The following is a 21,514-nucleotide window of genomic DNA, read 5'->3' on the forward strand; positions in this document are numbered from 1 at the left end:
CCCGCCAGGCCCCCGAAACGTGCGAGGCTGAAGGCGCCCGACAGGACCGACAGGTCACCCGTCCCCGCGCACCCGAGGAACGACACACCATGAGCCCCGCCGAAGGCGACCGTGAACCCCAGCGCATCCTGATCGTCGACGACGAGCCGGCCGTGCGCGAAGCACTCCAGCGCAGCATGGCCTTCGAGGGGTACGAGACCGAGACGGCCGTGGACGGCGCCGACGCCCTGGAGAAGGCGACCGCGTACCGGCCCGACCTGGTCGTCCTGGACATCCAGATGCCCCGGATGGACGGGCTCACCGCCGCCCGCCGTATCCGCGGCGCGGGCGACACGACCCCCATCCTGATGCTGACGGCCCGCGACACGGTCGGCGACCGTGTCACCGGGCTCGACGCCGGGGCCGACGACTACCTGGTCAAGCCGTTCGAGCTGGACGAGCTGTTCGCCCGCATCCGTGCGCTGCTGCGCCGCAACTCGTACGCGGCCGCGGTGGCCGCCGCGGCCCAGCAGGACGAGACACTCACCTTCGCGGACCTGCGGATGAACCTCGCCACCCGTGAGGTCACCCGCGGGGGGCGGGCCGTCGAGCTGACCCGTACGGAGTTCACGCTGCTGGAGATGTTCATGGCGCACCCGCGCCAGGTGCTCACCCGTGAGCAGATCCTGAAGGCGGTCTGGGGCTTCGACTTCGAGCCGACCTCGAACTCCCTGGACGTGTACGTCATGTACCTCCGCCGCAAGACGGAGGCGGGCGGCGAGCCCCGCCTCGTGCACACGGTGCGCGGGGTGGGTTATGTGCTGCGGTCGGGTGGGGTGGAGTGAGGAACGTCGTACGCCGGTACCGGTCGCTCCCGCTGAGGGCGCGGCTGTCGCTGCTGGTCGCGGCGGCGGTGGCGTTCGCGGTGGCGGCGGTCTCGATGAGCTGCTGGTTCGTGGTGCAGGAGAAGCTGTACGACGAGGTGAACAGCGATCTGGAGAAGGCCGCGGACCGGCCGCAGGTGGCCAGCGAGGTGGCGGGCGTCCTCAACAACTGCGTCCAGGAGCCGTCGGGGACGTACACCGGCGTGCGCGGGCGCGACACCTTCTACGTCCAACTGGTCAAGGCGGACGGCACGGCCTGTGTCTCCGTGTCGTCCGAGGGCATGGTGAAGGTCACCCCCAGCGACGTCGACGTGGTCAAGCACGCGGCGGACGGCAAGGGCATCCTCCGCAACGGCACGGACTCCAACGGCAACGCCGTGCGCGTGCTGACCGTGCCGCTGCGTGTCACCGAGGGCTTCGGCGGCGAGTCACAGCTGTTCCAGGGGGCCGCGTTCACGATCGCCATCCCTCTCCAGGACACCCAGAAAACCCTCAACGACCTCGCCCTCCTGCTCCTTGTCGTCTCCGGCGTCGGCGTCGTGGGCGCCGGAGCCATGGGCCTGTTCGGGGCCCGCGCCGCCCTGCGCCCGGTCGACAGACTCACCGACGCCGCCGAGCACATCGCCCGCACCGAGGACCTGACGATCCGTATCCCCGTGGAGGACGATGCCGAGGACGAGATCGCGCGCCTGTCCCGCTCGTTCAACTCGATGACGAGCGCCCTGGCCGACTCCCACGAACTGCAACAACAGCTCATCGCGGACGCGGGCCACGAACTCCGCACCCCGCTCACGTCCTTGCGCACGAACATCGAACTCCTCAGCCGCAGCGAGGAGACGGGCCGCCCGATCCCCGCGGCGGACCGCAAGGCACTGCTCGCCTCGGTCAAGGCGCAGATGACGGAACTGGCCTCCCTGATCGGCGACCTTCAGGAACTGTCCCGCTCGGACAACGCCCAGCACGGCGACCGCGTCCAGGTGGTGGACTTCCAGGAAACCGTGGAGTCGGCGCTGCGGCGCGCCCGCCTGCGCGGCCCGGAGCTGACGATCACGGCGGCCCTCGACCCCTGGTACGTACGCTCCGAACCGGCGGCCCTGGAGCGGGCGATCGTCAACATCCTCGACAACGCGGTGAAGTTCAGCCCCGAGGGCGGCACGATCGAGGTGGCCCTGGCGGCCGGCGTCCTGACGGTCCGCGACCACGGCCCCGGCATCCCCGCCGACGAACTCCCCCACGTCTTCGACCGCTTCTGGCGCTCCCAGAGCGCGCGGGCGCTGCCGGGTTCGGGCCTGGGCCTGTCGATCGTGGCCCGCACGGTGCGGCAGTCCGGCGGAGAGGTGACCCTGACCAGTGCGGAGGGCGGCGGCACCCTGGCGACCGTACGGCTGCCGGGGGCGCCCACGCCGCCACCCGAACTGCCCTGAGCGACTCCTGGGCTACTCCTTAGCTACTCCTGGGCGTCCTGGGCGTCCTGGGCGGATGCCTGCCTGGCCACGCGCTCCAGTCGGCTCCGGTAGCTCTCCCACCACTCCAGATCCTCGGACGGGATGCTGTTGTTGCCCTGTTTCTCCCCCGCGGCGCCGTCGATGAGTTCCCGGACGATGTCGGCGTGCCCGGCGTGCCGGTGCGTCTCCGCGATCACCCGCACCACGGCGTGGTGCAGCGTCACCTGGTTGCGCTCGCTCGGCCACCACGGCACCGTGCCGATCGTGTCGAGCGCCAGCGCGTCGATGGTCGCGTCGCCGTGCGCCCACGCCCGCCGATAGAGCCCCACGATGTACTCACGCGACTCGTCGGCGGTGGCCCACATGTCCGCGTTGACCTCGGCCCCCTCGTCGACCCAGGGCATCGGCTCGCCGGAGGGCCGTCCGAAGGTCTCGCCGAGATAGCCCAGCTCCACGCTGGCCACATGCTTGACCAGGCCCAGGAGATTGGTCCCGGTCGGTGTCATCGGCCGGCGGACGTCGTACTCGGAGAGCCCGTCCAGCTTCCAGAGCAGGGCGTCGCGGGCCTCCTGGAGGTAGCGGTGGAGGTCGGCTTTGGGGTCCGGTGCGGCGGTTTGCGATGCGGTTTCCGAGGTGGTCATGGGGTCAGTCTGGCGGGCGGGCGATCTTTGTCGCCCGCCCTTTTCACACAGCTCAGTGCCAGAAGACCTCTTCGATCACGATCTGGGGATCTTCGGATCGGCGGACGAAGGTGTACTTCAGCCAGCCGTTTCCGTGGTCGAAGAAGCAGAGGAATACGGGTCTTTCGCCGTGACCAGCTCGGCGCGCGCTGCGAGGACCATCTCACGAGCGTGGTCGGGCAGTGACTCGAAGGTGGCGAGAGCATCGAGCCGCCAGTCCGCCTGCCAGGGCGGCCCCATGAACCCATCAGTCACTCGCCGGGCTCCAGTTCTCGGACCCGGTAGTGAATCTTCGCCGCTTCTTCGAGGAGAGCTTTGGCTTCGGCGGTGTCGGTGCACTCGTACGCGGCTCGGTGTTCAAGGTCGCGAACATGCGCGTCCAGCTTCGGGTCGCGGGCGATGGCGTACTCACCCCACCAGCGGGCCATGAACGCGGGCACCGGACCGAGGTCGTAGGCGTCGGCGATCGCCCACTTCCAGTGCGCGTCGAAATCCGGGAGAAGTTCGGGAGTGTGCTCGGCGATGGCCTCGCGCAGCGCCTTCGGCGTCCGCTCGGGCATGGGAGGGATAACCGGCTGGGGTTCCGCAGCGTGGGCAGCCATGATCGATGTCCTCCTTCGACGCGCCGTGTCTACGACCATAACCGCGCTCACCGTCCCCGCGCGGATTGTCCGCGCGTCGGCTCCGACCGGGACAGCAGGCCCTGGGCGCGGATCTTCTCAGCGGCCAGTGTGTACAGGTTGGTCAGCGCGTCCAGACCTTGATCGAACTCGTCATCGGTCAGCGTGCAGCCCCTCGTGATCTCTCGCATGGGATCACCGTGACCGGACCGCACCCCTCCCCGTCCCGGTTTCCCGCCGACTTCACCCGAGGGTGTTCACGCCCACCTCGCCCTTGACGCCTTCCATGAACGCGGACCAGGACGACGCCGAGAAGACCAGCGGGCGGGCCGTAGGGGTCTTGCTGTCGCGGACGGGGACTATGCCGGGGTAGCCGTCGGCGATCTCGACGCAGTTCGAGGCTCCCCCGTCGCTATAGGACGACTTGTGCCACACGGCGGTGCTGAGGTCGAGGCTTCTGTTCATGATCTGTACTCCTCCAGAAGGCGCTTGATGAACATCGTCGACTCCGCCGGAGTCAGGGCCGCGTCACGGACGAGATCGTAGGACAAGCGGAAGGACAGCACCTTGTCCGGATCGTCGATCAGCTTGCCGAAGCCGTTGCCTTCCACGTAGGCAACGGGCTCCCCAACTCGCTGCCACAGCAGGATGAGGTCGCTGTTCATGAGGTCGTGCACGCCAGCCGCGTAGGGCAGCACCTGAAGTGCGAGCGACGGCAGTTCCGCCGCATCCAGCAGGCGTGACAACTGGTCCGTCCACACCTTCCTGTTGGGAACGGGCCGCCGCAGCGCCCCCTCGTCCAGGATCACGCGCACGCTCGGCGCCGGTTGGCGGTAGAGCAACTCCTGCCGTCCTATACGCGCGGCCACCTGTTCCTCGACCTCATCGCCGTTGCCGACCGTTGTCTGTGCTCCAGACAACCCTGACAACACCGTGCGGGCATAGTCCTCGGTCTGCAACAGGCCGGGGACGCGCAGTTGGAACATCCACATGATCCGCGCCTTCGCCTCCAGCTCCATGAACGCCTTGTACTTGTCCTTGATGACGTCCTTGCGCGCATCCCTCCACAGGCGAACCAGCAGGTCACCGCACCCGTAGTACCTGTCCAGGTCCTCCATGACGACCACCTTGGAGAGCCGCTCGCCCGCCTCCAACCGGTACAGGTAGCTCTTGTCGTAGCCCGCTTCGTCGGCCAGTTGCCCCAGCGACTTGCCCGCCTTCTCCCGAAGGAACTTGAGCGTCCGCCCCAGAGCAGCCCGCCCCGACTCCCGTTCCCCGTCAACCACTTCGCCCACCTCACCCCTCACCGTTGCCCGGGGCCGAAGACAACGCCGACCCCCTTCCGCAGCGTACGTCGGATCAGTGACGATCTGGGCACGAACGGTAATCACCGCTCGTCACCCCACCCAGAAAGTGCGCCGACATGCGCCTACGCGTCGCCGAACTCTGCGAGTCAGCACTCCTCGCCCTCGTGCGGATTCTCCTGCCCTCACAGGGACGTCACCGTGCGCGCGGGCCGCGGCGACCTGGCATGGGGGGCGCCGCGTGACTCCCTCCGACGAGGCGCGGTCGTGGCCGCTCGTCATGGCGGGGCCGGACGGGATCGAGCGACCCCGGCTTCTCCCTTGGACCACTCCGGACGGCAAACCCTGTTACCTCAGCGCCGACCCGGAGGCGGGCAGGCTCTCCCGGCTCGCCGATGACGTCGAGGCGGCCCAACTCCGGTCCGGCGAACAGGTTCTCGCGGGCGCCAGAGCCGTCCTCGACGACGCCACGGCGGGTGAACGCGCGGTGCGGTTCGCGCTCACCAGGGCGACGGAGTCCTTGGGCGACGTGATCCGGATCGCGGTCAGCAGGGGTGGACGCATCAGCGTCCAGGAATAGCCGCGGGCGCGACCCGCGTTGCCGCGAACATGACGACGAATGCACCGCGGCCCGAGGTACTGCGATACACCGCCTTCTCCAGCGCGCCCGACGGCGGAAACCCCGCCGGCGTCGTTCTGGATGCCACCGCCCTCGACGACAGCGACATGCTGGCCATCGCCGCCGACCTCGGGTACTCGGAGTCCGCGTTCCTGACCGCGCCCCCGGAGGGCCTCGGCGGCCAGGAGGGGCGGGCGTACAGCATCCGTTACTTCAGCCCCAAGGCCGAGGTGCCGTTCTGCGGGCACGCCACCGTAGCGACCGCCGTCGCCCTCGCTGAGCGGATCGGCCCCGGGGAGTTGGTATTCGCGACACGCGTCGGACCCGTGCCGGTGGAGGTGGCCGAGGAGGACGGGACGGTCCGGGCCACCCTCACCAGTGTCGAGCCGCACATCGAGGAGATCGCCGACGCCGACCTCGCGGAGGCGCTCGCCGCGCTCGCCTGGCCGGCCGCCGATCTCGACCCGGCTTTCCCGCCCCGCATCGCGTTCGCCGGCGCCCGCCATCTCGTCCTCGCGGCGGCGACACGTGCGCGCCTCGCAGATCTCGCGTACGACTTCGCGCGCCTCGAAGCCCTGATGCACCGCTTGGACCTGACCACGGTGCAGTTGGTGTGGCGGGAGTCGGCCACCGTCTTCCATGTCCGTGACCCGTTCCCCGTCGGCGGGGTCGTCGAGGACCCGGCAACCGGCGCTGCGGCCGCCGCGTTCGGTGCGTACGCCCGTGAGCTCGGCCTGGTCCCGGAGGACGCCGTCCTCACCCTGCATCAGGGCGAGGACCTGGGCCGCCCTGGCGAGCTCACGGTGACGCTGCGCGCGGGTGACCAGCGCGTCCGTGTCAGCGGCACGGGAGTTCGCATCAGCTGAGGCTCCAGCCATGACGGCAGGGGCGGCAACCTCCCCCGCCCCGGCGGCAACCACTCCGTGGCTCTTCCCCCCACGACATCCGGACTCAGATCGGAAGTACACGTGAGTGAGACACGCAGCAAGGCCCGCCCCCGCAGGCGGAGAATCCCCCTGGCCGCCAGTGTCCCGCTGGCCCTGACCGCCGTCGGCGTCATGGCGTACGGCAACGCCCCCGGAGTGTCCGCGGCGACCCCACCAGCCGCAGCCGCAGCCGCCCCCGCGTGGGCCGCCGACGTGGCGGACGGGTTCGCCTCCGTCAACGCGCTCGGGCAGAACGGAACGTACGGCGGTCGGGACGGCAAGACCGTCACCGTCACGACGCTCGCCGACCTGGAGAAGTACGCCACCGCCACCGAGCCGTACGTCATCGTCGTGGCGGCGGCCATCACCATGAACCCGGTCGGGAAAGAGATCAAGGTCGCCTCGGACAAGACGATCGTGGGTCAGGGGACCTCCGGGCAGATCGTCGGCGGCGGGTTCTTCCTCGGTCAGGGCGTGCACAACGTGATCATCCGGAACCTGACGATCCGTGACTCGTACCAGGGCGTCTGGAACGACAAGGACAACGACTTCGACGCCATCCAGATGGACGGCGCCCACCACGTGTGGATCGACCACAACGACCTGCGGCGCATGGCTGACGGGCTCATCGACAGCCGTAAGGACACCACCTACGTGACGGTGTCCTGGAACAAACTGAGCGACAACAACAAGACCTTCGGCATCGGCTGGACCGAGAACGTCACCTCCGCTCTCACGATCCACCACAACTGGTTCCGTGAGACCGAGCAGCGCAACCCGTCCACCGACAACGTCGCCCAGGCGCACCTCTACAACAACTACCTGGAAGACGTCGCGGGCACCTCCATCAACTCCTCCTACGGCAACTACTCCCGTGGGAGCACGAAGATGGTCCTGGAGAACAGTTACTTCCAGGGAATGAAGAACCCGGTACAGAAGGACAGCACCGCCTCCGTCGTCCAGCGCGGGAACGTCTTCTCCGGCACGAGCGGGCGCAACGAGAGCGGCGGCACGGCGTTCGACCCGAAGGCGTACTACAGCTACACCCTCGACAACGCCGCCGACGTGCCCGCGCTCCTCAGGTCGGGAACCGGGCCGCGCAGTGCCATCGGTGTGACGGGCACCATGAGCACGGCCGCCGCCACCACCCTCACCGTCGCCAAGGACGGCAGCGGCCAGTACAGCACCGTGCAGCAGGCCGTCGACGCCGTGCCGGCGGGCAACGGCTCCCGGGTCGTCATCGCGGTGAAGCCCGGCACGTACCGCGAGACCGTCAAGGTCCCGTCCAACAAGCCGCACGTCACCATCCAGGGCACGGGCGCCAGCCGCAAGGACACCGTGATCACGTACGACAACGCGGCGGGCACACCGAAGCCGGGCGGGGGCACGTACGGCACCAGCGGCAGCGCGACCGTCGCCGTCGAGGCCGACGACTTCCAGGCCCGCAACCTGACCATCAACAACGACTTCGACGAGGCCAGGAACCAGAGCCTGTCAGGTCATCAGGCCGTCGCCCTGCGCACCGCCGCCGACAAGGTCTTCCTCGACGGGATCATCGTCAACGGCGACCAGGACACGCTGCTGCTCGACACGGCCTCCAAGGACAGGCTCGGCCGGGTCTTCGTCACCAACTCCTACGTCACGGGCAACGTCGACTTCATCTTCGGCCGCGCCAGCGCCGTGATCGACAGGTCCGTGATCACGCTCAAGAAGCGGTGGGACGGCAGTTCGGCCGGGTACATCACCGCGCCGAGCACCGCAGCGGGCCGCAAGGGCATCCTCATCAACCGCTCGACCGTGAACGGCGACGTGTCCGCGGGGACCTTCTACCTGGGCCGCCCCTGGCACGCGGGCGGCGACGCCTCCCTCGACCCGCAGACCACCGTCCGCGAGTCCACACTGAGCTCCGCGGTCAGGTCGGCCCCCTGGACCGACATGGGCGGTTTCTCGTGGCGGGACGACCGGTTCGCCGAGTACAAGAACACCGGCCCCGGCTCCGGCTCCGCGAGCGGCGACCGGCCGCACCTCTCCGACGCCCAGGCGGCGGACCAGGAGGTCGGTGACTGGCTGGGCGACTGGACGCCGACGGCGAGCTGAGCCCCCAGAGCCAAGCCACACGCGCGGCAGCCCCGCACCCCGTGACGGGGTGCGGGGCTGCCGCGTGATCGATGAGGTCAGCTCACCATCGATGGTCAGCTCACGACCGTGATCCGATCCGCCTTCGGAGGCGCGATCGGGTTGGCGGCCGACGAGTTGGCCAGCAGGTACTTCTCCAGCGCGACGAGGTCGTCCTCGCCCACCAGGTCGTTCGTGCCCTGGCCCAGCGTGGTGAAGCCGTCGCCACCGCCCGCGAGGAAGCTGTTCGTCGCGACACGGTAGGTGGCGGCCGGGTCGATGGCCGCACCGTTCAGCTTGATCGAGTCGGTGACCACACGGTCGGCGCCCGACTTCGTCAGGTCCAGCGTGTAGGTCAGCCCGGACGAGACCTGGAGCACCTTCGGCGCGCCGGCGTTGGAACCGCTCACCTGCTCCTTGAGCACCTGGATGAGCTGGGCGCCCGTGAAGTCCTGCAGATTGACGGTGTTGGCGAACGGCTGGACCGTGAAGCCCTCCGCGTACGTCACCACACCGTCGCCCTCGGAACCCTTGGCCGCGTACGTGAGCGGGGCGCGGATACCGCCCGGGTTCATCAGCGCCAGGTCGGTCTCGGGGTCGAGTTCCTTGCCGTACGCGAACTGCGCGTCGGCGATCAGGTCGCCCAGCGGGGACTCGGTGCCGGTGTTGCCGATGTCACCGGAGATGTAGCCGATGGCGCGGTTGCCGATCGGGGCGGCGAGAGTGTTCCACTTGCTGATCAGCTGGGTCATGTCGGTCGCCTTGGGGACGTCCCGGGTGACCACGTGGTTCGCGGACTTCACGGCCGTACGGGCGATGTCGCCGGTCTGGCGGTCGTACGTCAGCGTGGTGTCGGTGTAGAGACGGCCGAAGGACGAGGCCGAGGTGACCATGCGGGGGTTGCCCGCCGGGTCGTTGACGGTGCACGCGTAGGCCTGGTGCGTGTGGCCGGTGACCAGGGCGTCGACCTTCGGCGTGACGTTCTTGGCGATGTCGACGATCGGGCCGGAGATGCCGTCACCGGCGCCGGGCGAGTCGCAGTTGTAGTTGTAGTCCGTCGAGGCGGGGAGCCCGCCCTCGTGGACGAGCGCGACGATCGACTTGACGCCCTGGCGCTCCAGCTCCTTGGCGTACTTGTTGATCGTCTCGACCTCGTCCTTGAACTTGAGGCCCTTGACGCCTTCGGCCGAGACGATGCCGGGCGTGTCCTCCAGCGTCACACCGATGAAGCCGACCTTGACGCCGTCCTTCTTCCAGACGGTGTACGGCTTGAGGATCGGCTTGCCGGACTTCTCGTCGAGCACGTTGGCGGCGAGGTACGGGAAGTCCGCGCCCTCGAAGCTCTTGTCCGTGTAGCAGCCGGCCGTCGGGTGACAACCGCCGTTCTGAAGCCGGGCCAGTTCCTTGGCGCCCTCGTCGAACTCGTGGTTGCCGACGCCCGTCACATCGAGGTCCAGCTTGTTCAGCGCCTCGATGGTGGGCTCGTCGTGGAAGAGGCCGGACAGCAGCGGGGAGGCTCCGACCATGTCACCGGCAGCCGCGGTGATGGAGTACTTCTGCCCCTCGCGCGCCTTGCGCAGGTGCGTGGCCAGGTACTCGGCACCACCGGCGTCGATGGTCTTGGTCGTACCGTCCGCCTGCTTCTCGGTCACGCGGCCGGAAGAACCCGCCGGCGGCTCCAGGTTCCCGTGCAGGTCGTTGAACGACAGCAGCTGCACGTCCTGGTAGCGGCCCGGCTTCGCCTTCCCCTGCTCGGACGTGGTCGCGGCGCCGGCCGCGGCCGGGAGCACGGCGGCGAGAGTACCTACGGTGGCCAAGCCGGCGGCCACGGCGAGGATTCGATTCGTACGAGGTCTGCGGCGTCGCGCATGGTGTGTGGCTGACATATGTGCCTCTGAGGGTCGGATGAGAAACAGGCTCCCGAAGCGTAAGGTCAACGCGCGTAGCGCGACAGGGGGATTCAGGTTACGGAGTGGTTGCCATCAGGGGCGGTTCCCCACGAAGGGGACGAAACCGGCGCCCGTCGGGCGCGCGAACCAGCGGGCACGGGCCCATACCGATGTGCGACGCCACCGCGTGAGGCACGAAAACAAGCCACAAACAACCCGCACCATCGAAACCAACCACGACCCCCGACATAGGGGCGCGGGGGCTGTACCGATATGCGGCTCCGCCGCGCGGGCGCGCGACAAGCACAAACAACCCGCACCACCCAACCAACCGCCACCACCGACATAGGGGCGCGGGGAACTGCGCGACAAGCCACAACGAACCCGCACCCTCGACACCACCCCAACCACCCCCACCCGACCGAGCCCCCCGATCACCCCGCCACCCCCCTCCCGACCGACCCCAAGATCACCCCAGCGGAGCTAACCTCGTACGCATGACCAGCCACGACACCGCCCCCACCGGCGGACCCCGAAGCATCGAAAGCCGCCCCTCGCTCACCCCCGACCAGACCGAGGCCGTGCTCACCCTGCTCGCGGAGGCCGCCCGGACCGACGGGCAGCAGGCGGTGTCCGAGCAGGGCCGCCTCCAACTGCGCGGGGGAGAACGCGCGGGTGTCCGGCACCTGCTGCTCACCCTCGACGGCACCCTCGTCGGATACGCCCAGCTGGAGGACACCGACCCGGTGGAGGCCCCGGCCGCGGAACTGGTCGTCCACCCGGCGCACCGCGGCCACGGCCACGGCCGCGCCCTCGGCACCGCTCTGCTCGCCGAGTCCGGCAAGCGGCTGCGCGTGTGGGCGCACGGCGGGCACTCCGCCGCCCGGCACCTCTCGCAGGTCCTCGGCCTCACCCTGTTCCGCGAACTGCGCCAGATGCGCCGCTCGTTGACCGACTTCGACCCGCCCGAGCCGGTGCTCCCCGAAGGCATCACCGTCCGCACCTTCGTGCCCGGCAAGGACGACGCCGCGTGGCTCGCGGTGAACGCCCAGGCGTTCGCGCACCACCCGGAGCAGGGCTCCCTGACCCAGCGCGACCTCGACGACCGCAAGGCGGAGCCCTGGTTCGACCCGTCGGGCTTCTTCCTGGCCGAGCGCGGCGGCGAACTGATCGGCTTCCACTGGACGAAGGTCCACGAGGCGGAGCGCCTCGGCGAGGTGTACGTCCTCGGGGTCCGCCCCGGCGCCCAGGGCGGCGGCCTCGGCAAGGCCCTCACCACCATCGGCCTGCGCCACCTGGCCGGCCGCGGCCTGCCCACGGCCATGCTGTACGTCGACGCCGACAACAAGGCCGCGGTGAACGTCTACGAACGGCTCGGCTTCACCACCCACGAGGTGGACCTCATGTACCGCACGGAAACCTGACCGGGGCCCCCGACCCGGCTCCCGGCTCCCGACTCCCGACTCCCGGCTCCCGGCTCCCGGCTCCCGGCTCCCGGCTCCCGGCTCCCGAAGCGGACCCCCGGCTCCCGAAGGGGCGGTCACTTGACGCCGCCCCTTCTCTTGCATCACCCTTTCACTACTCAATTAGTGAAAGGGTGATTGTTCGAGTGGTCGAGTACCGCATCGACCGGCGCAGCGGTGTCGCGACCTACGTCCAGATCGTCCAGCAGACCAAACAGGCCCTCCGCCTGGGCCTGCTGGAACCCGGTGATCGCCTGCCCACGGCCCGAGAGGTCGTCGAGGCCACGGCCATCAACCCGAACACGGTCCTGAAGGCCTACCGCGAACTGGAGCGCGAGGGCCTGGTCGAGGCACGCCGCGGCCTCGGCACGTTCGTACGGAAGTCACTGGGTACCACCCCGGCCGACTCCCCGCTACGGGCGGAGCTGGACGCGTGGGCGGACCGGGCCCGCGAGGCGGGACTTGAGCGGGAGGACGTGGCGGCGCTCTTCACCGCCGTACTCGACGAGCACTTCAGGGACGACCACCGCGAGGGGGACGAGGTATGACCGGCACCGCCATGGAGGCGGCCGCCCTGGGCAGGAGATTCGGGCGGCGCGGGGACGGGGACTGGGCGTTGCGCGACTGCACGTTCCGGCTGCCCGCGGGGAGCGTCTGCGCGGTCGTCGGGCCCAACGGCGCGGGCAAGTCGACCCTCCTCGCCCACGCGGCCGGACTGCTCAGGCCCACCGAGGGCACGGTGACGGTGCTCGGTACGACACCGGGGGCGGCCCGCGCGCGCCTGGCGTACATCGCCCAGGACAAGCCCCTGTACCCCCAGCTCAGCATCACCGAGACGCTGCGCCTGGGCCACGAGCTCAACCCGGGGCGCTGGGACGGGGCCGTCGCCGAGCGGATCGTGGCGGAGGGCGACCTCGACCCGCACGCCCGGGTCGGCTCCCTCTCCGGCGGCCAGCGCACCCGCGTCGCTCTCGCCCTCGCGCTCGGCAAGCGGCCCGAACTGCTGCTCCTGGACGAGCCCATGGCCGACCTCGACCCGCTGGCCCGGCACCAGTTGATGGGCGCGCTGATGGCGGACGCCGCCGAGAACGGCACGACGGTCGTGATGTCCTCGCACGTCATCGCCGAACTGGAGGACGCCTGCGACCACGTGCTCCTCATCGGCGACGGCCGCGTCCGCCTTGAGGGTCCGCTGGACGACCTCCTCGCCGCGCACGTCCTGGTCACCGGCAGGGACGGCGACCTCGACCCGCACACCGTCGTCGAGTCCCGTACCACCGGCCGCCAACACACCGCGCTCATACGGCCGAACGGCCCGCTCGACGAGTCGTGGCAGACCACCGAGCCCACCCTGGAGGAACTCGTCCTCGCCCACCTGCGCTCCCCCGATGCCCCGGTACTCACGCTCACCCGTGAGGACGAGGCCGAGGAGGCCGCCGCATGACGGCCGTGACCCCCACCCCCGGCGAGGCACCCGCCGAGGAACCCGCCCTCCGACGTGCCCTCAGGCCACGCGGCCTCGTCTGGACCCTGCTGAGCCTGCACCGCGCGGCACTGTTGTTCTGGGTGCTGTTGGTCGCCGTGGCCGGAGGGACGCTGCTGTGGGCGTACGGACCGGGGACGGACGGAGCCTGGAGCGAGTACCGGACGATGCGCTGCGCCTTCTCGGGCGAGGAGGACCTGAGCTGCGACTACACGGGCGAGGCCTTCCTGGCGCTCGATGCGGCGACCTACCTGGGCGCCATGATCATCACGGTCGTGCCGTTCCTCGTCGCCGTCTGGGCGGGGGCCGCGCTGATCGCCCGGGAACTGGAGACCGGTACCGCGGAAGTCGCCTGGACCCAGTCGGTCTCCCCGGCGCGCTGGCTGACGGCCAAGCTCGCCGTCCCGGCTGCCCTGATCGCCTCCGGCACCGCCCTGCTCGTGCTGCTGCACCGGCTGGTGTGGCCGTCGAACAGGGAGCTGCTGCGGTGGCTGGACTGGCAGTGGTACGACGACCTGCCGTTCCGGAGCAACGGCCCCGTGGCCGTCGCCTACGCCCTGCTGGGTCTGGCGGTCGGTGTGCTCGTCGGCCTGCTCGTCCGCCGCTCCCTGCCCGCGCTCGGCATCAGCCTGGTCTGCCTGCTGGCCGTCCACTTCCTGCTCGGCGCGCTGCGCCCGTACCTGTGGCCGTCGGTCACCCTGACCACCACGGAGGACTACCCGGTCTTCAGCGGCATGCCGGTCGACGACGGAGGCATCACCCCCATCGGCTCCCACGTTCCCAACCCCTGCGGTGGCGAGGACCCCGGCTGTCTCACGCAGCACCACATCGTCGGCTTCTACGTCGACCACCACCCCCCGTCCCACTTCTGGCCCCTCCAGCTCACGGAGACCGGCATCGTCCTCGCCCTCACCGCCCTCGCGGTCCTGGCCTCCTTCCGGCTGCTGCACCACCGCACCGCCGCATGACCGCGCTCGGCACGCGAGGCCGACGGTGACCCGAAGGGCGTGCCACGGGGCGCCGGCCGGCCCAGCGCGCTCCCCGTGCGCCCCCGGCCACCCCCGCGAGCCTCTCCCCGCTATCCCGCACGTCATGTCTCCTTAACCGGCGATTCAACCGGCCTTGCGACGCTCGATCAATGAACCCCGCCGTGCCCGAGCCCTCGCCGCCCCCGGAGAACGGGGAGAGCGCGGGGGGCGGCCGATACACCGCCGCGCTCCCGCCCGCCTCGTCCGACGCGCCCGTTTTCCTCGCGGCGCGGAAGAATGGGTTTATGAGCCAGCAGAACGCCGAGGTCCCGGTCCAGCACGCGCAGCCCTCCGTGGGCTCCCTCGCCGCGCACCGCCCGCACACGGTGGCTGCCGTGGTCTCCGACCTGGAACCCGACATCGATGCCGACCTCGACGCCTACGAGGAGTCGCTGGACGGCGAGGCGCTGCCCCAGGGCCGGTTCCTCGACCGGGAGCGCAGCTGGCTCGCGTTCAACGAGCGCGTCCTCGAACTCGCCGAGGACCCCGCCACGCCCCTCCTCGAACGGGCGAACTTCCTCGCGATCTTCGCCAGCAACCTGGACGAGTTCTTCATGGTCCGGGTGGCCGGCCTGAAGCGCCGCATCGCCACGGGCGTGGCCACCCGCTCCGCCTCCGGCCTCCAGCCCCGTGAGGTGCTGGAGATGATCTGGGCCCGTTCGCGCGAGCTCATGGCCCGGCACGCGGCCTGCTACCAGGAGGACGTGGCCCCCGCGCTCGCGGAGGAGGGCATCCACCTGGTCCGCTGGAACGAGCTGACCGGCGCGGAGCAGTCCCGCTTCTTCACCCTCTTCAAGAACCAGATCTTCCCGGTCCTGACCCCGCTGGCCGTCGACCCGGCACACCCCTTCCCGTACATCTCGGGCCTCTCGCTCAACCTCGCGGTCGTCGTACGCAACCCGGTCTCCGGCCACCGGCACTTCGCCCGGGTCAAGGTCCCGCCGCTGCTGTCCCGCTTCATGGAGGCGTCGCCGAACCGGTACGTCCCCATCGAGGACGTCATCGCCGCGCACCTGGAGATGCTGTTCCCGGGCATGGAGGTGCTGGAGCACCACACCTTCCGGATCACCCGGAACGAGGACCTGGAGGTCGAGGAGGACGACACCGAGAACCTGCTCCAGGCCCTGGAGAAGGAGCTCATGCGGCGCCGCTTCGGACCGCCGGTGCGCCTGGAGGTCGAGGAGTCCATCGACCAGTACGTCCTCAACCTGCTGATCCGCGAGCTGAAGATCACCGAGGCCGAGGTCTACCCGCTGCCGGGCCCCCTGGACCTCACCGGCCTCTTCGGCATCGCCAAGCTCGACCGGCCCGAGCTGAAGTACCCGAAGTTCATCGCGGGCGTCCACCGGGACCTCGCCGAGGTCGAGTCGGCGTCGGCACCCGACATCTTCGCCGCCCTGCGCGAGCGGGACGTGCTGCTGCACCACCCGTACGACTCGTTCTCCACCTCCGTCCAGGCGTTCCTGGAGCAGGCGGCGGGCGACCCGGACGTCCTCGCGATCAAGCAGACCCTGTACCGGACCTCCGGTGACTCCCCGATCGTCGACGCGCTGATCGACGCCGCCGAGTCCGGCAAGCAGGTCCTCGTCCTGGTCGAGATCAAGGCCCGCTTCGACGAGCAGGCCAACATCAAGTGGGCCCGCAAGCTGGAGGAGGCCGGCTGCCACGTGGTCTACGGCCTCGTCGGCCTGAAGACCCACTGCAAGCTGTCCCTCGTGGTCCGCCAGGAGGGCGACACCCTCGTCCGCTACTCCCACGTCGGCACCGGCAACTACCACCCCAAGACGGCCCGCCTGTACGAGGACCTGGGCCTGCTGACGGCCGATCCGCAGGTCGGCGCGGACCTCTCGGACCTGTTCAACCGGCTGTCCGGCTACTCCCGCCGCGAGACCTACCGGCGGCTCCTCGTCGCGCCCAAGTCACTGCGCGACGGCCTGCTCTCCCGGATCAACAAGGAAATCCAGCACCACCGTGCGGGCCGGCCCGCGTACGTCCGGATCAAGGTCAACTCGATGGTGGACGAGGCGGTCGTCGACGCCCTGTACCGCGCCTCGCAGGCGGGTGTGCCGGTGGACGTGTGGGTGCGGGGCATCTGCGCCGTCCGGCCGGGCGTACCGGAACTGTCCGAGAACATACGGGTGCGCTCCGTGCTCGGCCGCTTCCTGGAGCACTCCCGGGTCTTCGCCTTCGCCAACGGCGGCGAGCCCGAGGTGTGGATCGGCAGCGCCGACATGATGCACCGCAATCTCGACCGCCGTATCGAGGCCCTGGTGCGGGTCACCGACCCGGCCCACCGGGCGTCCCTCAACCGGCTGCTGGAGACCGGCATGTCCGATTCCACGGCCTCCTGGCACCTCGGCCCGGACGGCGAGTGGACCCGGCACGCGATGGACGGCGAGGGCCAGCCCCTGCGCAACGTCCAGGAGATGCTCATAGACGCCCGGAGGCGCCGGCGTGGCAACGCAACACCTTGACCCCTCGGACCCCATGGCCGGGCCTGTCACAGCGGATGCCCTGGCGGCCTATCTGCGGGCCCAGGCCACGGAGTTCCTCCGTGCGCTGCGCGCCGGAAGGGAGACGGGCGACGGGGGTCCCCCCTCTCGTGGGGGTCCCGCCGCACGAACGAAGCCGAGAGTGGGAGAGAGGCCGAGAGCGGGGGAGAACGGTTCCGAGGAGTCCGCCGACGCGGCGCTCGCCCTGCGCCGCTCGGCCCGCCGCATCAGCGGCACCCTGCACACATACCGCCCCCTGCTCGACGCCGACTGGACCGAGAGCATGCGCCCCGAGCTCGCCTGGCTGTCCGGCACCCTGGGCCGCGAACACGCGTACGCGGCCCGCCTGGACCGCCTGGTGACGGCCCTGAACCGGCTGTCGGGGGCGTCCTCCTTCGCCGGGCAGTCCACGGGAGCCGCGTCGTCCGCGGGGGACGCCGCGAAGGGCAACCTGACCGTCGGCGCCGCCAAGGCGGGCGCCCTGCTGGAGCGCCAGCTCACCCTGGCCCGGACCCGCGCCCACTCCGCCGCCCTCCAGGCCCTCGGTTCCTCCCGCTTCCACGCGGTCGCCGACAGCGTGGCCGTGCTCGCCAGCGAGGTCCCGCTGGCCCCGGCGGCGGCCACGGCCGACCTGCGCCCGCTCGCGTCGGCCGCGCACGAGCGGCTGTGCGACGCGGTCTCCGGTCTGCCCCTGATCACAGCGGGCCATCCGTACAACGCCGAGGCCCTGATCCACGGCCTCTCCCCCGACCCGGCCCCCCACCCCCAGGACGCACCCTGGCACCAGGTCCGTCTGCTGCTGCGCCTGCACCGCTACGCCCGCGAGGTGCTGCACGGGACGGACGCCCCCGTCGACGTACGCCTCCTCACGGCCGGAGAGGCCCTCAACCGGCACCGGGACGCGTCCGAGGCGGCCGCCGCGGCGGCGGCCGCGGCCCGCACCCCGCGCATCGCCCCCGCGACCGCGTACGCCCTCGGGGTCCTGCACGCCGACCAGCGGCACGAGGTGGAGGCGGCCCGGTTCGGCTTCCAGCAGGCCTGGCAGAGGGAAACGGTGAGCACCCGTTGACGGACACCGACAGCACGGGCCGAGGCGACACGATCCTCGCGGCGGGCTGCGTCCTGTGGCGCCGCGCCGCCTCCGGCGGCGTCGAGCTGGCCTTGGTCTTCAGGCCGAAGTGGTCTGACTGGTCCTGGCCCAAAGGGAAGCTCAAGAAGGGCGAGACGGCCCGCGCGGCTGCCCTGCGCGAAGTGCAGGAAGAGACCGGCCACACCTGCCGACTCGGACCAGACCTGCCGACTCTCCGCTACGTCGACCACACGCGCCGAGAGAAGGAAGTCAAGTACTGGGCCGCAGAGTCGACCGGCGGAATCTTCACTCCCGACAACGAAGTGAGCGACCTCGTTTGGCTGTCGCCGGACGAGGCTCGCGAATGCCTGACCTATGAGCGAGACAGGGAGCTGATCTCTCCGGCGCTCGTGGCCATCGGCCTCGATCAGCACAGGGGGAATTGACATGCCGGAGCAGGACCAGGCGGCAGAAGTCCGGGCAATGGTCAGCGTTGCCGATTAGGTGGCAGCAGAGCAGCTCCGAGGCGAACAGGTTGAACGGGCGCCTCTGCGTCTTGCCGAGGGCGGCAGCGAGGTCGGCTTGGGTCATGCAGAGGCAGGGCCATGCGCGCCGTGTGCGACGGCCGATCTCTTCGGCTTCTTCCAGCGTCAGCGCAGCGAGGACGAGCACCGGGGCGACTAATGCCTGTCCGGCGGTTCGGAGCCGGCCCCACCGGGAGGGTTGGGTCACGTCCATGGATGCGGTGTACGGCGGGTTGTTGAGGTCGTCGCCGTTCGGGGTGGTTTGAGCGGGCACGCGGGTGGCGCGGGGGCATGAGGCAGCGGTCATCGCTGAGCCTCCGGGAGAACGCTTCAAGATCTCCGAGAAAGGCCCTCCGATGACCGCTCCGAACGCATTACGCCCTTTCGCTGCTGGAGCCATGGCCAGTTTCGGTTCCACGAGCGTCTGGCCGCTCCACAGAACGCCCCTCAGGATCGCCTATATCCCTGTGGCCCACCGCGCGATCACTTCGCCATCCGGCCGCTTGTCTCGCGCCCCAGTCCAGATCGGTGGGCCACTCACTGAGAGTGGCGATTGAGCAGTACCGCCCGCCGGAAGGAGTCAAGTCCTGCCGGTGGACTGACTGGTTCGGACGGCTGGCCTGGCAGGCCCGCTCCGACGACGTGCAACGGCAGCCGGGTGACACCATCGAGCCCAAAGCGGTCCGCCAAAGCCCCGTCAGAGCAGGCGGAGATCTGGAAGGAGCCAAGGCCCAGTGCGGTTGCGGTCAGCACGAAGGTCTGACCGAGGTGGCCTGCGTTCAGCAGGCAGACGCGGTAAGAGCGTGCGCTGGGATGGTGATCGAGTTGGCGAGCGGTGACGGCGACCAGCACGACGAGGAATGCCGCTTGCCCGGCATGTGATTGGTCGGCGCACAACGCGGCCACCTCATCGGGCCTGCAACCTTCCGCGATGAGTTCCAGGGTGTGCTCAAGCGCGTTGTAGTGGTACCAGCCCGGTGCGAGCCCGGCGACATTCGGGGCGGCGAGGTACGCCTCCAGTTCCTGCCGGGCGCCGGCGCTGGGGCTGGTGCGGCGGTAGAGGGCACCGCGAGGGCCTGCGTCGATGAAGTCGACCGGCGCAAACACGGTCTGCAGCAGGGCCGCCAGCATGGGCAGTGGAAGGGGATCGGGAGAGAAGGCGTAGTGGGTCCGCCGTTCGTGGAGTACCTGGCCGAACCGCGCCCCCAGATCTGCCGGGTACCGCGGCAGCAGGACGCGGTCGGCGTCGGGGTAGGTGACGAACAAGGGCTCCGGCCGGCTGGCCGCGCCCGATCCGGTGGCGGCGTCCGACCCAGCCGGAGCTGAGTGGGGCGTGAAGTCGGTGGTGTAGTGCAGGAACGGGGCCTGGGGGGCCCAGGGAGCCCAGTGGCGGTGGATGTCGGCGTCCCGAAGAGCGCGCCCGCTGCCTTCTGCGAGGAGTGCCCCGTTGTCGGCGAGGAAGCGGATGGCTTCGTCAGCCGTTCGTTTGGCATTGCCCGACAGAGAGCGCGTGGCCTCGTGAGGGCTGGTCCAGTCGGCAAAGGCCGTGAGGATGTCGGTGGCCTCGGTGGGAAGGGCGACGGGAGTGCCGTCGGGGTAGGGGTGGCCGATCAGAGCATTACGCTGGTCGTCCCAGTAGCAGACCAGGCAGCGGGCGCGGCGCAGGCGCGTGTGATCGGAGACGGTGGTGGTTGGTGCGTGGGGTGTGCTGGTCGTGCTGAGGGCCAACTCGATCACGTGCCTGCGGTGATCTGAGTGCGGGCTCGGATGCCAGGGATGGTGACGACGCTGCTGGTGACGGTCATGAAGCGTTCCAGCCCGGGGACGAACACGTGCGCTGCCGTGATGCCTTCGGGGGCGGTGGCGGTGACGCGGTAGTAGGCGCGGTGACCGCGGGCGGCCAGGCGGGCGGTCAACTGCGTGAGTTGCTCGCCGGGACAGACGTGGGGCGGTTCGCGGTTCGTCCACACGGTGAGGTCCGCGTGGTCGAGGTGGGGGGCGAGGTCGAACGTCGCGCAGGCGCGCAGGGCGGGGTACGGGGCCAGTCCGTCCAGGGGGATAGCGGAAGGCTGGGATGGGGTGACCGAGCTTTGTACGAGCTCGCCCAGTGCGCGCCACGCGGCGTAGTGCGGTGACAGAGACGTGCCGGCGCCGAACCGCAGTTCGAAGGAGCCCGGCCCGCTGGTACATGCCACGTAGGAGGGCACGCCGAGATCGGTACTCACATCCACAAGGTGGACGGGGGCGCCTCGGAGCGTCTCAGCCTGCCGGTGTCCTGCCGCGAGCGTCGGCGGCAGCGTGGTCACGTCGACCAGCCGCGGCCGGTAGGCACCCGCACCGGGCCAGGCGCGGGCCAGGAGCAGGGACAGGGCGTCGCGTTCAATGCACTCATTGAGCGCGTGCAGCAACGCGTCGGTGAGGGTGCTGCCGATGGCGGAACCGCTGTTGCTGCCGTAGCGGGCGAGCTGGCGGTAGTCGGTCGCGTCGCCGGTGGCCTGCCGCAGGTCTTCGGTGTCGTAGTACCAGCTGGTCGACATGATCACCGGCAGTGCGAGAGGCGGTGCGGCCCCGCCGTCCACAGGCAGGTACGGCTGGCACGCCACCCGGTCGGCCGCGCGCAGCAGCGGTGCACAGACATCGTCGCCAAGGGGGCCGGCGAGGAGTTCGGCCCCGGAACACCATTGCACCTGCTGGGCATCGAAGGTGTCCGGGCCGGTCAGATAGTGCTCCAGGGCTTCAAACAGGGCGCCGGTTTCTGCTTCCTCTCTGCTGCCCTTCCCCAAGCCCCTCCCATACGGGACCGGCTGGTCGGCTTCGTCGCGCAGCTGGCATCTCCACACGCTGAGCGGCGTGCCCGCCCGCGTCTCGGTGAGCGTCTCATGAAGGCCCAGGGCACTGAGCACCTTACGGGCACGGCCACGCCCCTCGGCCGGGCCGATCCCTCGCTCCGTCCACGAGCCGCCCGCGGCTTCTGAGGACGTCTGCGTTGTCATC

20 protein-coding genes and 1 pseudogene are annotated in these 21,514 nt (G+C 70.1%); 12 read left to right on the top strand and 9 right to left on the bottom strand.

All coding sequences use genetic code 11. The features are described from left to right. The first annotated feature begins 89 nt into the window (after positions 1–89). The gene (locus tag IE262_RS24815) at positions 90–824 is read left to right on the top strand and encodes a response regulator transcription factor (protein WP_134033141.1); all 735 of its coding nucleotides are present in this window, start codon (positions 90–92) and stop codon (positions 822–824) included. Beyond that, positions 821–2,287 carry a sensor histidine kinase gene (locus IE262_RS24820; RefSeq protein ID WP_134033138.1) on the top strand — a complete coding sequence of 489 codons (1,467 nt, stop codon included), beginning with the start codon at positions 821–823 and terminating at the stop codon, positions 2,285–2,287. Before IE262_RS24815 ends, IE262_RS24820 begins: the two co-directional genes overlap by 4 nt. Before the next feature lie 23 nt (positions 2,288–2,310). Here IE262_RS24820 and IE262_RS24825 read toward each other — a convergent pair whose 3' ends face one another. From IE262_RS24825 to IE262_RS24845, 5 genes are all read right to left on the bottom strand, one after another. Then, positions 2,311–2,949 (bottom strand): DinB family protein, encoded by a 639-nt coding sequence (locus IE262_RS24825; protein WP_134033135.1) that lies wholly within the window; start codon positions 2,947–2,949, stop codon positions 2,311–2,313. Positions 2,950–3,239: 290 nt separating this feature from the next. Continuing rightward, a complete protein-coding gene (locus IE262_RS24830) occupies positions 3,240–3,590 on the bottom strand; it encodes a DUF6247 family protein (RefSeq protein WP_134033129.1) in 351 nt (116 codons plus the stop codon). 47 nt (positions 3,591–3,637) lie between these two features. After that, the gene (locus tag IE262_RS24835; protein WP_189876569.1) at positions 3,638–3,799 is read right to left on the bottom strand and encodes a hypothetical protein; all 162 of its coding nucleotides are present in this window, start codon (positions 3,797–3,799) and stop codon (positions 3,638–3,640) included. A 52-nt stretch (positions 3,800–3,851) separates the two neighbouring features. Beyond that, positions 3,852–4,073 carry a DUF397 domain-containing protein gene (locus IE262_RS24840; RefSeq protein ID WP_189876571.1) on the bottom strand — a complete coding sequence of 74 codons (222 nt, stop codon included), beginning with the start codon at positions 4,071–4,073 and terminating at the stop codon, positions 3,852–3,854. Further along, positions 4,070–4,903 carry a helix-turn-helix domain-containing protein gene (locus IE262_RS24845; protein ID WP_189876658.1) on the bottom strand — a complete coding sequence of 278 codons (834 nt, stop codon included), beginning with the start codon at positions 4,901–4,903 and terminating at the stop codon, positions 4,070–4,072. The genes IE262_RS24840 and IE262_RS24845 overlap by 4 nt, the downstream gene beginning before the upstream one ends. Positions 4,904–5,192: 289 nt before the next feature. On the opposite strand from IE262_RS24845, the gene IE262_RS24850 reads away from it, so the two are divergent. The 3 genes from IE262_RS24850 to IE262_RS24860 all read left to right on the top strand — a co-directional run bounded on the left by IE262_RS24850 (position 5,193) and on the right by IE262_RS24860 (position 8,554). Continuing rightward, complete coding sequence (locus IE262_RS24850; protein WP_189876660.1) at positions 5,193–5,492, top strand: hypothetical protein; 300 nt, start codon at positions 5,193–5,195, stop codon at positions 5,490–5,492. Positions 5,493–5,521: 29 nt separating this feature from the next. Next, entirely contained in the window at positions 5,522–6,397 is an 876-nt protein-coding gene (locus IE262_RS24855; RefSeq protein ID WP_189876573.1) for a PhzF family phenazine biosynthesis isomerase, read from the top strand. Between the two features lie 102 nt (positions 6,398–6,499). Continuing rightward, positions 6,500–8,554 (top strand): pectinesterase family protein, encoded by a 2,055-nt coding sequence (locus IE262_RS24860; RefSeq protein ID WP_189876575.1) that lies wholly within the window; start codon positions 6,500–6,502, stop codon positions 8,552–8,554. A 95-nt stretch (positions 8,555–8,649) separates the two neighbouring features. On the opposite strand, the gene IE262_RS24865 is transcribed toward IE262_RS24860, so the two are convergent. Beyond that, a complete protein-coding gene (locus IE262_RS24865) occupies positions 8,650–10,458 on the bottom strand; it encodes a bifunctional metallophosphatase/5'-nucleotidase (protein ID WP_189876576.1) in 1,809 nt (602 codons plus the stop codon). Between the two features lie 500 nt (positions 10,459–10,958). On the opposite strand from IE262_RS24865, the gene mshD reads away from it, so the two are divergent. The 7 genes from mshD to IE262_RS24900 all read left to right on the top strand — a co-directional run bounded on the left by mshD (position 10,959) and on the right by IE262_RS24900 (position 18,442). After that, positions 10,959–11,885: a mycothiol synthase gene (gene mshD, locus IE262_RS24870; protein WP_189876578.1), complete on the top strand. Its 927-nt coding sequence runs from the start codon at positions 10,959–10,961 to the stop codon at positions 11,883–11,885. 185 nt (positions 11,886–12,070) lie between these two features. Then, entirely contained in the window at positions 12,071–12,472 is a 402-nt protein-coding gene (locus IE262_RS24875) for a GntR family transcriptional regulator (RefSeq protein ID WP_189876662.1), read from the top strand. Beyond that, complete coding sequence (locus IE262_RS24880) at positions 12,469–13,368, top strand: ABC transporter ATP-binding protein (protein ID WP_189876580.1); 900 nt, start codon at positions 12,469–12,471, stop codon at positions 13,366–13,368. Before IE262_RS24875 ends, IE262_RS24880 begins: the two co-directional genes overlap by 4 nt. After that, positions 13,365–14,375: an ABC-2 membrane transporter-related protein gene (locus tag IE262_RS24885; protein WP_189876582.1), complete on the top strand. Its 1,011-nt coding sequence runs from the start codon at positions 13,365–13,367 to the stop codon at positions 14,373–14,375. The genes IE262_RS24880 and IE262_RS24885 overlap by 4 nt, the downstream gene beginning before the upstream one ends. Positions 14,376–14,545: 170 nt before the next feature. Continuing rightward, positions 14,546–16,909 (top strand): RNA degradosome polyphosphate kinase, encoded by a 2,364-nt coding sequence (locus IE262_RS24890; protein WP_189876584.1) that lies wholly within the window; start codon positions 14,546–14,548, stop codon positions 16,907–16,909. After that, positions 16,890–17,996, top strand: a complete 1,107-nt coding sequence (locus IE262_RS24895; RefSeq protein ID WP_189876586.1) for a CHAD domain-containing protein — start codon at positions 16,890–16,892, stop codon at positions 17,994–17,996. Before IE262_RS24890 ends, IE262_RS24895 begins: the two co-directional genes overlap by 20 nt. Beyond that, entirely contained in the window at positions 17,993–18,442 is a 450-nt protein-coding gene (locus tag IE262_RS24900) for an NUDIX hydrolase (protein WP_189876589.1), read from the top strand. The genes IE262_RS24895 and IE262_RS24900 overlap by 4 nt, the downstream gene beginning before the upstream one ends. Positions 18,443–18,545: 103 nt before the next feature. Here the strand turns inward: IE262_RS24900 and IE262_RS39640 are convergent. The 3 genes and pseudogenes from IE262_RS39640 to IE262_RS24910 form a co-directional block, all read right to left on the bottom strand. Then, positions 18,546–18,650 (bottom strand): annotated as a pseudogene (locus IE262_RS39640) (helix-turn-helix domain-containing protein); the annotation flags it as partial. Between the two features lie 407 nt (positions 18,651–19,057). Further along, on the bottom strand, positions 19,058–20,257 hold the full coding sequence (locus IE262_RS24905) for a SagB/ThcOx family dehydrogenase (RefSeq protein ID WP_229877446.1): 1,200 nt from the start codon (positions 20,255–20,257) through the stop codon (positions 19,058–19,060). Next, entirely contained in the window at positions 20,254–21,513 is a 1,260-nt protein-coding gene (locus IE262_RS24910) for a YcaO-like family protein (protein WP_189876591.1), read from the bottom strand. The genes IE262_RS24905 and IE262_RS24910 overlap by 4 nt, the downstream gene beginning before the upstream one ends. Position 21,514: the final 1 nt, after the last annotated feature.

Source organism: Streptomyces bluensis (genome assembly GCF_014650715.1).
Classification (GTDB): domain Bacteria; phylum Actinomycetota; class Actinomycetes; order Streptomycetales; family Streptomycetaceae; genus Streptomyces; species Streptomyces bluensis.

Bases quoted from the DNA above. Each gene is read 5' to 3' on its own strand.
- IE262_RS24815 (WP_134033141.1), top strand. From the start codon at position 90: ATGAGCCCCGCCGAAGGCGACCGTGAACCCCAGCGCATCCTGATCGTC.
- IE262_RS24825 (WP_134033135.1), bottom strand. From the start codon at position 2,949: ATGACCACCTCGGAAACCGCATCGCAAACCGCCGCACCGGACCCCAAA.
- IE262_RS24830 (WP_134033129.1), bottom strand. From the start codon at position 3,590: ATGGCTGCCCACGCTGCGGAACCCCAGCCGGTTATCCCTCCCATGCCC.
- IE262_RS24835 (WP_189876569.1), bottom strand. From the start codon at position 3,799: ATGCGAGAGATCACGAGGGGCTGCACGCTGACCGATGACGAGTTCGAT.
- IE262_RS24840 (WP_189876571.1), bottom strand. From the start codon at position 4,073: ATGAACAGAAGCCTCGACCTCAGCACCGCCGTGTGGCACAAGTCGTCC.
- IE262_RS24850 (WP_189876660.1), top strand. From the start codon at position 5,193: ATGGCGGGGCCGGACGGGATCGAGCGACCCCGGCTTCTCCCTTGGACC.
- IE262_RS24855 (WP_189876573.1), top strand. From the start codon at position 5,522: ATGACGACGAATGCACCGCGGCCCGAGGTACTGCGATACACCGCCTTC.
- IE262_RS24865 (WP_189876576.1), bottom strand. From the start codon at position 10,458: ATGTCAGCCACACACCATGCGCGACGCCGCAGACCTCGTACGAATCGA.
- mshD (WP_189876578.1), top strand. From the start codon at position 10,959: ATGACCAGCCACGACACCGCCCCCACCGGCGGACCCCGAAGCATCGAA.
- IE262_RS24880 (WP_189876580.1), top strand. From the start codon at position 12,469: ATGACCGGCACCGCCATGGAGGCGGCCGCCCTGGGCAGGAGATTCGGG.
- IE262_RS24885 (WP_189876582.1), top strand. From the start codon at position 13,365: ATGACGGCCGTGACCCCCACCCCCGGCGAGGCACCCGCCGAGGAACCC.
- IE262_RS24890 (WP_189876584.1), top strand. From the start codon at position 14,546: ATGAACCCCGCCGTGCCCGAGCCCTCGCCGCCCCCGGAGAACGGGGAG.
- IE262_RS24910 (WP_189876591.1), bottom strand. From the start codon at position 21,513: ATGACAACGCAGACGTCCTCAGAAGCCGCGGGCGGCTCGTGGACGGAG.